Annotated in this window: 7 protein-coding genes and 2 tRNA genes; 7 read left to right on the forward strand and 2 right to left on the reverse strand. The window is 49.2% G+C overall.

What is annotated here, in order from left to right:
• Positions 1-11: 11 nt before the first annotated feature.
• From AC3RCI_RS08805 to AC3RCI_RS08830, 6 genes are all read left to right on the forward strand, one after another.
• Positions 12-85, forward strand: a tRNA-Pro gene (locus AC3RCI_RS08805).
• Between the two features lie 11 nt (positions 86-96).
• Positions 97-167, forward strand: a tRNA-Gly gene (locus tag AC3RCI_RS08810).
• A gap of 557 nt (positions 168-724) precedes the next feature.
• Positions 725-2,620 (forward strand): ribosomal protection-like ABC-F family protein, encoded by a 1,896-nt coding sequence (gene abc-f, locus AC3RCI_RS08815; RefSeq protein ID WP_492528669.1) that lies wholly within the window; start codon positions 725-727, stop codon positions 2,618-2,620.
• A gap of 417 nt (positions 2,621-3,037) precedes the next feature.
• Complete coding sequence (gene pheS, locus AC3RCI_RS08820) at positions 3,038-4,072, forward strand: phenylalanine--tRNA ligase subunit alpha (protein ID WP_095288315.1); 1,035 nt, start codon at positions 3,038-3,040, stop codon at positions 4,070-4,072.
• Positions 4,073-4,141: 69 nt separating this feature from the next.
• Positions 4,142-6,595 (forward strand): phenylalanine--tRNA ligase subunit beta, encoded by a 2,454-nt coding sequence (pheT, locus tag AC3RCI_RS08825; protein ID WP_492528671.1) that lies wholly within the window; start codon positions 4,142-4,144, stop codon positions 6,593-6,595.
• A 138-nt stretch (positions 6,596-6,733) separates the two neighbouring features.
• Entirely contained in the window at positions 6,734-9,541 is a 2,808-nt protein-coding gene (locus AC3RCI_RS08830) for a hypothetical protein (protein WP_492528673.1), read from the forward strand.
• Between the two features lie 102 nt (positions 9,542-9,643).
• On the opposite strand, the gene AC3RCI_RS08835 is transcribed toward AC3RCI_RS08830, so the two are convergent.
• Complete coding sequence (locus AC3RCI_RS08835; protein WP_419719965.1) at positions 9,644-10,036, reverse strand: cytochrome C oxidase subunit II; 393 nt, start codon at positions 10,034-10,036, stop codon at positions 9,644-9,646.
• A 245-nt stretch (positions 10,037-10,281) separates the two neighbouring features.
• A complete protein-coding gene (locus AC3RCI_RS08840; RefSeq protein ID WP_127539412.1) occupies positions 10,282-10,644 on the reverse strand; it encodes a phage holin family protein in 363 nt (120 codons plus the stop codon).
• 188 nt (positions 10,645-10,832) lie between these two features.
• Here AC3RCI_RS08840 and AC3RCI_RS08845 point away from each other — a divergent pair, with 188 nt between their 5' ends.
• Entirely contained in the window at positions 10,833-13,199 is a 2,367-nt protein-coding gene (locus AC3RCI_RS08845) for an endonuclease MutS2 (RefSeq protein WP_492472697.1), read from the forward strand.
• The last annotated feature ends 52 nt before the right edge of the window (positions 13,200-13,251 follow it).

The following is a 13,251-nucleotide window of genomic DNA, read 5'->3' on the forward strand; positions in this document are numbered from 1 at the left end:
TAGGAACTTAACGGGACGTAGCTCAGCTTGGTAGAGCACCTGGTTTGGGACCAGGGGGTCGCATGTTCAAATCGTGTCGTCCCGATCGTCTATCGCGCGGGTGTAGTTCAATGGTAGAACTCCAGCCTTCCAAGCTGGTAGCGTGGGTTCGATTCCCATCACCCGCTTAACTTAGAGAATCCTCTTGTTAATCACAAGAGGGTTTTCTTTTTTTTTACTCAAAGTGATGAAAGCGCAGTATTTTCTTTCTTACATTCATTCAAAGCTTTGCAATTCCCCCAACTTCTGGTACAATAACGGAGAAATTGATACTACACATGAATGAGAGGTAACCACACGTCCCATGAAGTAAGACACATGAATTGAACCCCAGTAACTGCAGAAGATGTATGACGCAGTCAGCCGAAGCGGCTGAGCAATGAGGGGATTCGTGTGTCCAAATTCAGCTATGGGATCAGGTGTGTGCTAGCCGAGTATTGTGGCTTGTGTACCCTTCTTGGGTGTTTATTTGTCATACCTGGGTGTATCTTGTGCTTGTTTTTTGACGCTTTATCCAAACCTGAATTGCCAGACCGCCGGCGGATGCCAGCGGTTTTTTTGTTCAGGAAATGATGTCTAAGGTTTCCTGCGGGCCGAGGCAGCTCTGCGTGATCGAGATTAACGATATCATCTCGAAGAAGCTCGGGATGAATTTGATTTTTTAGCGCAGGAAGGATGAAGTCTTATGATGACATTGGTACGCCTACATGAAGTATCAAAAGAATGGAACGGGATGGAATTGTTTGCAGGATTAAATCTGGAAATTAACGAAGGTGAGCGGCTTGCGATTCTCGGTCGCAATGGATGCGGGAAAACCACATTGTTACGCATCATTTTAGGGGAAGAGGAGGGAGGCGGACATATTGAGCGCCACGTCCCGCAGAAGGAGTGGGGATTCATGCGTCAACGCTCTCTAATTGACCCCGATATGAAGGTACTGGATGCAGTACGGAAGGAAAGTGGCCGGATCTATGAAGTGAAATGTGAGTTAGAAGAACTGGAACGGCGTATGGGTATGAGCGGGAGTGAAGATGAGCAGAAGCTGCTTGAAGCCTATACCGTAGTCATGGAGCAATATGAGCAGCTGAACGGCTATATGTGGGAGACCGAGGTGGAAAAGGTGTTGACCCGTCTGGGTTTAAGCTCGGAGCACTGGAACAGATCCTATCATTCCTTGAGTGGTGGACAAAAAACCAAGGCAAGGCTGGCAGGACTGCTGGTCAGCAAACCCCAATTTCTTATTTTGGATGAACCGACGAATCATCTGGATGAAGACAGCATGCGATGGCTTGAAGAGTGGCTATCCAATTACACCGGCACGCTGCTCTTTGTTTCACATGACCGGACCTTTATTGATCAGGTAGCAACAGGTGTCATTGAGTTTAATCCGCAAGCGCTGACCAAATATAAAGGTGGATATTCTGACTATAAAGTTCATAAGGAGAGAGAACGGCGAGAACAGGAAACCCTATACCGCAAACAGGAACTGGAGCGCAAAGCGCTTGAAGAAACCATTCGCAATTATCAGGAGTGGTTCCATAAGGCCCACAATTCAGCAACGGACGTGGAGGTTAAGATCACTCAGAGCTTTTACAAAGCCAAAGCCAACAAAAACATTTCGCGTTATCATGCAAAACAGAAACAGTTGGAACGGCTGGAAAATGAGCGGGTAGAGAAACCTCGCGATGCAGTCAAGCTAAACATGGAATTGCAAGTTGACACGTTAGCGGCACGCCAGCTGCTTGAAATGAGAGACGTCAGCTTCGCATATCCGGAGGGACAACTGTTATTTCACAATCTGGGAATTGCCGTCGGACGAGGGGACCGGCTTGCCGTACGTGGACCGAATGGTACGGGGAAAACGACCCTGCTGAAGCTGATGATTGGTGAACTTGAACCAGAGCAGGGGGGGGTGAGAAGGCATCCACAGCTGAAGATTGGTTACTTCTCTCAAGAGCTTGAGGGACTCCCCGAGAATCAGACTCTGCTGGACAGCTTGCTCAGTCTCCCATCCATGACTCAGAGTGCTGCCCGAACCATTCTGGGATGTTTTCTTTTTACTAGAGAGGATGTATTCAAGCGCATCGGGAACCTGAGTATGGGAGAGAAATGCAGGGTTGCGTTTTTGAGGTTATACTTTGGCGGTGCGAACTTGCTGGTTCTGGATGAGCCGACAAACTATCTGGATATTGATACCCAGGAAGTGATGGAGAATGTGTTAAAACAGGCTTCGGGTGCTCTGGTACTTGTATCTCATGACCGAATGCTGACCAAAATGCTGGCAAATCGCTTGCTTGATCTGGGGCAAGGAGGGAAGGTTACGGTATTTGAAGGAGGAGTTCTGGATTGGGAAGAGTCGAGAAAACTCCGAGATTCTTCACTTGGCCAGCGGGAATCGGATGATGAACGATTACGCCTGGAAATGCGACTGTCCGAACTGCTATCTCCCATGAGCAATGCGGGCCTAGATATCCTTGCCCATCCGGAAGCTGCTGAAGAACGAGCTGCGGAAGCCGCTGAGATCCGTGACATTCAAGAGCGGTTAATTCAGCTTAGGCGGAAGGATGCGAGCAAAAAATAGATGATTGACTGGCTTGCTATTTCGATTGAATTTGCATATAATTATGAACGATCATCGATAAATACGTCGATATAGGTTTGATTCATTAATAAACGTGATGATGGAGACAAGTAAGCAGTGCCTCTGGACAGGGAGGAAGCGCCGTAGATTGAGAGCGTTTCTGTAGAACAAGGCTGCCGAAATTCACTCCGAAGCGGTTCCCTGAACTTGACTTGGCAGCAATTGCTGAGGCTCAGCAGTAGGGGCAAACGGTTAACGGTCGTTATTCCGTACAGAGTGAGGCAGACGTGTTGCAGGCCAGAAGGGCCAGTCAGCACCGGATGTCTAACAAGGGTGGTACCACGGTCTTTTCGTCCCTTTTGGGGAGAAAAGGCCTTTTTTTGTTGCAATAACACCACATAAAGGGGGCAATTACACATGAAAGAACGTTTAGAAGCATTGAAGATTGAAGCGCTGGAACAATTGTCCGGCGTGAACGATCCGCAGACGCTTGGTGATCTGCGTGTGAAGTATTTGGGGAAAAAGGGTGCATTGACTGAAATCCTGCGTGGCATGGGGGCACTTAGTGCAGAGGAACGTCCCGTAATCGGGCAAGTGGCCAACGACGTTCGCGGTGCCATTGAGGAAGTCATCGACAGCAAGCAGGAGCAGTTCCAGAAGGAAGAGACGGCGAAGCGTCTTCAGTCCGAGACCATTGATGTCACCCTGCCAGGACGTCGTGGACGTCAAGGCGGTCTGCATCCACTGACCAAAGTGGTACAGGAAATCGAAGATATTTTCATCGGCATGGGATATCGCGTAGCGGAAGGTCCTGAGGTGGAGATGGATTACTACAACTTTGAAGCACTGAACCTGCCGAAGAACCACCCGGCGCGCGATATGCAGGATTCCTTCTATGTAACCGAAGACCTGTTGATGCGAACCCATACGTCTCCGGTGCAAGTACGTACCATGCAAAGCATGAAAGGGGAAGTACCTGTCAAGGTCATCTGCCCGGGTAAAGTATACCGCCGTGATGATGACGATGCTACGCATTCCTTCCAGTTCAACCAGGTTGAAGGTTTGGTCATCAGCGAAAACATTCGCATGAGCGACTTGAAGGGTACACTGCTGCAATTTGTGCGTGAGATGTTCGGTGCTCACACTGAAATTCGTCTGCGTCCAAGCTTCTTCCCGTTCACCGAGCCAAGTGCTGAAGTCGATGTTACTTGTGTACAATGCGGCGGCAGCGGCTGCCGAGTATGTAAACAAACCGGATGGCTTGAAATTCTGGGCGGCGGAATGGTTCATCCGAAGGTGCTGGAAATGGGTGGATATGATCCGGAGAAGTACAGCGGTTTCGCGTTTGGTATGGGGGTAGAACGTATTGCGATGCTGAAGTACGGTATCGATGACATTCGTCATTTCTATAACAGTGATATGGCATTTCTGAAGCAATTCGGACGGCTGTAAACTTTACAATAAGCAAGCGCTGAAGGAAATTTAGCTAAACCAATTTATAGATTAAGGAAGTGAACGTCCATGAGAGTATCGACAGATTGGCTGTCTGATTATATTGCCCTTGAAGGTGTGACGCCACAGGAACTGGCAGAGAAGATTACACGTGCAGGGATCGAAATCGATGTAGTGGAAAACCGCAACCAGGGCGTAAACAAAGTGGTTGTAGGGTATGTGAAGAGCAAGGAGAAGCACCCGGATGCGGACAAACTGAACGTATGCATCATTGACGCCGGTCAGGAAGAGGATCTTCAGATCGTATGTGGTGCGAAAAATGTGGATGCGGGTCAAAAGGTAGCCGTAGCCCTGGTTGGAGCGAAGCTCCCTGGCGGTTTGGATATCAAAAAAGCCAAGCTGCGCGGCGTCGTTTCACTTGGCATGATCTGCTCTGCAAAAGAGCTTGGCATGAACGACAAGCTGCTTCCTAAAGATCAGCAGGAAGGCATTCTTGTCCTGCCGGAGCAAACGGAAGTCGGCACACCAATTAGCCAGGTGCTTGGTCTGGACGATCATGTGCTTGAACTGGATCTGACACCAAACCGTTCCGACTGCCTGAGCATGCGCGGTGCAGCTTATGAAGTTGGCGCCATTCTGGGTCGTGAAGTGAAGCTGCCTAATCCGAAGGAACAGCTGGTTGAAGTCGGTGATGCTGCTGCCGATCATATCTCGGTGGAAATCACGGCGCAGGAACAATGCAGTCACTATGCTGCACGTTATGTAACAGGCATCAAACTAGGGCCTTCTCCGCTCTGGATGCAAAACCGTCTGATGGCTGCTGGTGTTCGTCCAATTAACAACATCGTGGATATCACGAACTATGTCATGCTGGAGTACGGTCAACCGCTGCACGCCTTTGATGCAGATAAACTGGAAAAAGGTCATATTGAAGTACGCATGGCTAAGGAAGGCGAAACGATCGTGACCCTGGATGGTCAGGAGCGTAAGCTGGAACCGCATATGCTGCTGATTACCGATGGCGTGAAACCGGTAGCCATTGCGGGTGTTATGGGTGGCGAGAATTCTGAGGTATCGGAAGGCACAGTCAATCTGCTGCTCGAGTCCGCCAAGTTCGACGGCGGAACGGTTCGGAAAACGTCGCGCCAATTGGGGCTGCGTTCCGAAGCTAGCATGCGTTTTGAGAAGGAAGTTGACCCGGGAGCTGTTATCACGGCACTGGACCGTGCGGCTGAATTGATTCAGCGCTATGCTGAAGGCCAAGTACACCAGGGAATTGTGGAAGCTGGAGCTGAGGTGGCAGAGAAGGTGGTTATCCAGCTGTCACTCGACAGACTGAACCGTTATCTGGGAACCGACCTTTCACTGCTTGAGGTGAAAACCATTTTTGCTCGTCTGCACTTTGCATGCGGCGATGCTGAACAAGGATTGCTTGATGTGGAAGTGCCAACGCGCAGAGGAGATATTACACGCGACGTAGATCTCTTTGAAGAAATTGCCCGTTTGTATGGATACGACAACATTCCAACCACATTAATTGAAGGACCGACAACACCAGGAGCCTACACACGCTCACAGGCAATGCGCCGTACCATCCGTGGACTGCTCGCAGGCAGCGGGTGGCAGGAAATGATTAGCTACTCCTTTGTACATCCGGATAAAGCATCCTTGTTCCCGGCATTGACTGCAGGAAGCAAGGCGGTGAAGCTGGCTATGCCTATGAGTGAGGATCGCAGCGTGCTTCGCACAAGCGTTCTGCCGCAAATGCTGGATGCAGCAGTGTACAACATGAACCGGAAGCAGGATTCACTTGCTGTATTCGAAGTGGGCAGCGTGTTCTTCACCGAAGAAGAAAAGCTGACGAAGCAGCCGTATGAAATTCCGGTCCTGAGCTTACTGCTTACAGGTAACCGTGCCGCTCAGCAGTGGAATGTAGGGGTAGAAAAAGTGGACTTCTTCGATCTGAAAGGTGCGCTTGAGAACCTGTTCTCCTATGTTGGTTTGGAACAACGCATTCGTCTTGTTGCAAACAGTCCGGAAGGGTTCCATCCAGGACGTTCTGCCTCCGTGTATTTGGAAGGGAAGGACGGCGGTGAAGGTACATTGATCGGTACCATGGGTCAATTGCATCCTGAACTTCAACAACAATATGATCTGAACGATGTGTATATCGCAGAGATTGCTCTTGAGGCAATCTATAGTGAAGCTGAGGTGGATATCCGTTACCGTGAGCTTCCGCGTTTCCCGGCTGTTGAGCGCGATATTGCCGTAGTCGTAAGTAAAGACATTGAAGCAGGAGCCATGCTCAGCTCGATTCGTGAGGCTGCAGGAGAGCTGCTGCAAACCGTACAGGTATTCGATGTGTTCACAGGCAGCAAACTGGGTGAAGACAAGAAGAGTGTGGCGATGGCGCTTGTGTATCGCAACCACGAGCGTACACTGACGGACGAGGAAATCACCGAGGTTCATGCTCGTGTGGTTGCCCGTCTGGAGGAGCAATTCGGAGCAGAATTGCGCAAATAGAACAGAAGCCAATTTTTTGAACAACAATTAGCAGGAATTGCTTGAAGTCACATCGAATCCTTAGCATTAGAGGATCGATGTGACTTTTTTGTCATTACAGCTTAGAATCAACATACAGACTTGAAGGAGGGCACAACTGTGACTACACCTGATCGTACACGCGTCACCGTAGAGATCTACGGGACTTCCTATAAACTGGTTGGCAGCAGTGCCGACTATATGAAACAAGTAGCTAATCTGGTGGATGAGCGCATGAGCGCAATTTCCAAGAGCCATTCCCGTCTGGATACCCCGCGTATTGCGGTACTGGCGGCTGTACATATGGCTGAACAGTCTCTTCAGACCCAGGAGATCCGTAATGAACTGAAAATGCTGACTGGTGAACGGACAGAACTTCGAAATGAATTGAACAGGCTGAATGCCATTCAAAGTGAACATCAGAAGGAGCTGGAGCGTCGTGACCAGGCGCTGGCTGAAGCGACCAAGCAGAAGACTGAGGCAGAGCAGGCTATGGCGAAGCTGCAATCCGAGAAGCAGGATGAAGTAAACAAGCTGCAATCATTGCTTGAACAGGAACGAAGTCAGGCTGCAGCCCGTGAACAAAAGTTGCAGTCACAGACTGCTGCGCAGCTGAAGGAAGCCGAAGAGAAGATGAAATTGCGCTTGAAAGAAGCCGAAGAGAAGGCGGCCAACCAGCTTAAGCAGGCTCAGGCACAGGCAGCTGCAGAGCTGAAGGAAGTACAAGCACGTGCTGCAGCTGAGTTACAGCAGAGCCAGGCGAAGGCAGCGGGACAGTACAAGGAACTGCAGGATAAAACAGCAGCCCAACTAAAAGAAGTACAAGCACGTGCTGCAGCCGAGTTGCAGCAGAGCCAGGCGAAGGCAGCAGGACAGTACAAGGAACTGCAGGATAAAACAGCAGCCCAGATGAAGGAAGCGGAGAGTCGTGCTGTCGCAGAACGCCAGAAAATCGAGGCAAAGGCAGCACAGCAGGTACAGGCAGCCAAAGAAGAAGCCGAGGCTGCGATTTTGTCCGAATTGGAACAGGCTGAGAGTCAATTGAAGAAGGTTCAGGAAGAGGCTGAGCTTCAATACCGTGAACTTCAATCCCAAACGGATCAGCGTTTGCAAGAGGCGAAGCAGCAGGCAGAAGAGCAATTAAGATTCCAGCTTGGCAAGGTCCAGGAAGAGCAGGCATCACAGCTACAACAAACGAAAGAGGAACACTTAACAGAGATCGAAAAGCTAAAAGCCGATTTCCACGAATCTTCAGAGCAGGCCGAATTGGAATGGATGGAAAAAGAAGCAGCCTATGAGGAGCAATTACAACAAGTAAAAGCCGAGGCAGCTTCTCATTTCACAGAAGCCGCAGCTAATGCTGAGGCCAAACTGCAGGAAGAACGAGGGAAACTGCTGCAGCAGCTGGAAAACGAGCGCACACAAGCTGAGAGTCGTGTAGCGGAAATTGAGAACCAGCTTAAGGATATACGCAAGCAGCTTGAAGAGGCACAGGAAGTGGCTGCTGATCAGGAACAGCAGCTCCAGCAGGAACGCGCTGAGCAGGATGCATTGCGCAAGGAACAAGCACAGCGCAAACAGGATCAGGAATTTCAGGCTCGTCGCATAACGGAACTCGAACAGCAGTTGGGGCAGCTGAAGGAAGACAGTACCCAGCTCCAAGAGCAGCTACGTGAAACGGAAATCGCTTTGCAAAAGTCTCGTGAAACGGAGCAGGAATGGAAACAACAATACAACGAGACGGTGGAGAGAGAAACTTCCCTTGCAGCACAGCTTCGGAAAGTTCAGGAGCAGCATGGACTGCTTGAAAAAGATATTCAGAAGCTTCGTGAAGCCGAAGAGAAGTCCGAGAATGAACAACGAAGATTGCAGAAAGTTCTGGAGCAGGCTCATGCTGCCGTACGAACGCTGCAGAATGAAATCAGCACGCTTACCGAAAGCGAAAAATCATGGAAAGACCTGGCCGAACAGCGCCTTGTCGAAATGGGAGAGCTGGAGACTCAGGTGCTTGAGGCAGCAGAACAGAATGAAACATTGGAGTCTGGTGTACAGTCCCTCCATGATGAATTAACCGTGGTTAAGGAAGAAGCTCGTGGTTACAGAGAAGAAGCGAATCGCTATAACGAACAGGCAAGTCGTGTGCAGCAGGAGCGCGAACAGCTTGAAGAGGAGCTGAACCGGATCCGTGAAGAACTAAACCAACTTCAGGAATCCTATAAACAAATCACCAACGATTATGGGGATGCATTGCAGCGGGAGGAAAATCACACGCGCAAGCTGGCTGAACTGGATCAAGAAAAGCAGGCACTGGAACAAGCAATTGCAACATCCGGCGAGCATGCTGCCAAGCTAACTGAGCAAATCGCAGAACAAAGGAACTTGCTTGCACAGACAGAGGAAGAAGCACTTGAATGGCAGATTAAGCATGAAGAGTTGTCTGCAAAACAGGCAGAGCTTATATTACAACTGGATGAGTTAAAGGAGCGGGAAACCGGGTTACTCTCTCGTGTGGAACAAGCCGAGCAGCAGGACCAGGTCTGGCAGCGTCGTGCAGATGAATGGGCCGTACAGGAGCAATCCTGGCAGGAACGCTGGAACCTGCTTGAGAATGAATTGAATGCTTGGCAGAAGGAAAGTGCCGCCAGTGTTGAAAAGGTAGAGGCGCTAGAACAGGAGCGTGAGCAGCTCGATAAGCTCCGTAACGAAGCCATAGAAGAGAAACAAACGATGGAAAATGAACTGCTGGAGATTGGTGAGCGCTACGAACTCGCTGCGAATCAGCTTAGACTGCTGCAGGTTGAACGCGAAATGGAGCAGGAGAAGGCAGAGCAGCTAAACATGGAGTATCGCCAGCTGCGGGATGAATATACGAAATTGCAGACGGAATATAACGAATGGATCGAATTGATTGAACAGGATCAGACCTAAGGGCATCAGATCATAACTAAAATCATGGGCATCGAACGATTTTACAATTTGTTATAATACAGAAAGAGCTCCCGTCGTTACGGGGGCTCATTGTCTTGGGACTTATTCTTCGACAATAATTTTGGAGATCATGCTGCTATGTCCACTTCCACAGAACACGGAGCAGGACATCTCGAATTCTCCAACCTTGTCAGGGGTAATGACCTTAGAGCTGTTTCTGGTGTCCAGCTGAAGATTCAGCTCAGGAACGAGAATGCCATGATTACCATTGACGTTTTCGTAAACAATGTTAACAGGGACCCCTTTTTTAAGATGGTATTCCGGTTGGTCAAATTCATAGTTGCTCGCTTTAATGACGAGTTCCTCACTTGCGGTTACTTCAGCATCGGATTCACCGCTGCTGCCCGAGTCTGCAGATGGTTTGCTTCCTCCGCAAGCGGCGAGAACCAGAATTAACATGCAGGCTGCAAGCCAAGCCATAGTCTTTTTCATCATGAGCCTCCTTAAGCATGATATAGATGAAATTTTAATCATTTCTCAAGTCATCATACCGCAAAATGGTAAGGCCTGTACATGAAGGCTATGTCGTTTTTTTGAAGATTAGTTAGTAAGGTTCTCTCTCTAATCTTGAGGAATGACCGAGAGGTTATGGAAATGAAAAAACCCCTTCTGGCATATGGCCATCAGAGGTTGAAGGAAAAATCGCAGGTGTTGCATGCAGTTGCATGATTAGATGCTTCTTAGTTATTCTTGGAGCTTCGTCCTGCTTCAAAAGGTGTGGATACCGGAATGAACAAATCGATAATCCCAATCACCAACGCAGCAAGAATAGCGCCAAGCAAACTAACTTCGACATGGTCAACAATATATTGACCAAGCCAGATCACCAATGCACTGACAATGAAGCCGACGATTCCGCGACCAAAAGGAGTGACCCTTTTGCCAAAGACGCCTTCAATGATCCAGCCGAGCAGCGCAATAACCAGAGCAAGCAGCAGAGCGCTCCAGAAACCACCGACGGCAAATCCAGGAACAATCCAGCTGACAACCATTAATACGATTGCAGCGATGATAAAACGTACGACATGTCCCAAGAAGTTCAACGTGTTTACCTCCTTTAAGTTCAGATCGGATTATGCATTTGGAACCATCACACATGGAGAGGTTGCAAAATCCTGACACCTGTAGTTTGCGGCATGATGTCAGAACTTATGTGTGGAAGGATTCGTTAAATAGCGCAGTAAAGTTTCTTTCGTTATAATACAGATATAGTTTGGAAGGAGTTGTACACTTGGACACGAAAATTTTACACACACTGGAATACCGCAAAATTTTAAATACATTGCAAAGCTATGCCCAAACAACCATGGGTAAGAAGAAAGCGGAACAACTGGAACCCATCAGTGAACTGGAAGAAGTAAAACGGCTGCTCCAGCAGACCGATGAAGCCTTCACTTTTGATCGTCTGAAAGGGTCGCCTTCTTTTGGAGGCATTGTGGACATCACGGCATCCGTGAAACGGGCCGAAATTGGAGGAACCCTGAATCCGCATGAACTTCTCGGGATTTCCAATACAACCTTGGCTGCTCGCCGCTTGAAACGCCAGATTGCCGCTCTTCACGAAGATGAGAAGATTGAGTCCCTGTTCTTTATCAGTGATCAGTTGTCAGAGCAAAAAGCACTGGAAGACGCGATTCGCGTCTGTATTGATGACAATGCAGAAGTGGCGGATAGTGCAAGTGTAACTTTGGCCCAGATCCGGCGTGAACTGCGCGGGGGAGAAGCCAGAATCCGTGAGAAACTGGACTCCATGATCCGTTCCTCCACCGTATCTAAAATGCTTCAGGATCAGCTGATCACCATTCGTGGAGATCGATTCGTTATCCCGGTAAAAGCGGAATATCGTTCTTACTTTGGCGGGATCGTACACGATCAGTCCGGTTCAGGAGCCACGCTGTTTATCGAACCAGAGTCCATCGTAGCGATGAACAATAAATTGCGTGAGACCCGAATCCGGGAAGAACGCGAAATTGAAGTGATTTTGCAGAAATTGACAGCGCTTGTCAGTGAGCAGGGCGAGTGGCTGTTGTATGATGTCGATTTGCTGGGCTCCCTGGACTTTATCTTCGCCAAAGCACGGCATGCCCGTGAATTAAAAGCCACCTTGCCGCGCATGAATGATCGTGGATTTATTAAGCTCAAAAAAGGGCGTCACCCGCTGATTGCGATAGAAAATGTGGTGCCGACCGACATTGAACTGGGCAATGATTATACATCCATTATTGTAACAGGGCCTAATACGGGTGGTAAAACCGTAACTCTCAAAACCATTGGATTACTAAGCCTCATGGCGATGTCTGGCTTGTTCGTTCCTGCTGAGGATGGCAGTCAGCTCTGTGTATTTGACGCAATCTATGCCGATATTGGAGACGAGCAGAGCATTGAGCAGAATTTAAGTACGTTCTCCAGCCATATGACGAACATTATCCGAATTCTGAAAAATATGACTACCAAAAGTCTGGTGCTGCTTGACGAGCTTGGTGCAGGAACGGATCCTGCCGAAGGATCGGCTCTGGCAATCTCCATTCTGGAACATATGCATCAGACAGGATGCCGCATGGTCGCGACAACACACTACAGTGAGCTGAAAGCTTATGCTTATGAACGCAAAGGTGTCATTAACGCCAGCATGGAGTTTGATGTGAATACACTAAGTCCGACCTACCGGTTACTGGTCGGTGTTCCGGGACGAAGCAACGCGTTTGCGATCGCTGAGCGCCTTGGTTTGCCGGGATACATTCTCGATTATGCTCGTGGAGAAGTGAAGGAAGAGGATCAGCGTGTGGAACACATGATTGCTTCCCTGGAAGAAAATCGGCTTACAGCCGAGCAGGAACGGGAAAATGCGGAGCGTCTCCGTCAGGATATGGAGAAATTGCGGAGCCGTCACCAGTCCGAACTCGAGAAGCTGGAACAGCAGCGTGAACGCCGGATTGAAAAAGCAGAGGAAGATGCTCGTAACATCGTGGACAAGGCGAGAGCCGAAGCAGAGAAAATTATTGCGGACCTGCGTCAGCTTGCGATGGAGGAAGGCGCATCCGTGAAAGAGCATAAGCTGATTGCTGCCCGCAAACAGCTGGATGAAGCTGAACCGGAGAGACGCAAAAAGACAGTGAAGCGTACTCCATCAGCACCAAAAACCCGGGCGATCGGCCCAGGGGATGAAGTTCATGTGTACAGCTTGAACCAAAAAGGGCATGTCGTGGAATTATCGGGAACCAAAGAAGCAGTAGTACAGCTGGGGATTATGAAAATGAAAGTATCCCTGGATGATCTGGAACTGAAGCAATCTGCGCCAGAAGCCAAGCCTAAGCAGAAACCGGTCACTAGCATGAAGCGTACACGTGATGACAACGTGAAGAGCGAACTTGATCTGCGAGGAACCAATCTGGAGGAAGCATTGATGGAGACGGACCGTTTTATCGATGAAGCCTTCCTGGCGAATCTGGGTCAGATCTATATTATTCACGGTAAAGGGACGGGAATTTTGCGTTCCGGTATTCAGGATTATCTGCGTAAGCATAAACATATTAAAAGTTACCGGCTGGGCAATTACGGAGAAGGCGGAAACGGCGTAACGGTTGCAGAATTGGAATAGCCGGACCTTGAAACAACGGTGTTCCACTGCGTGGTGAGAGGGGCAGTGGGAC

The sequence above is a fragment of the Paenibacillus sp. MT124 genome, assembly GCF_058792755.1.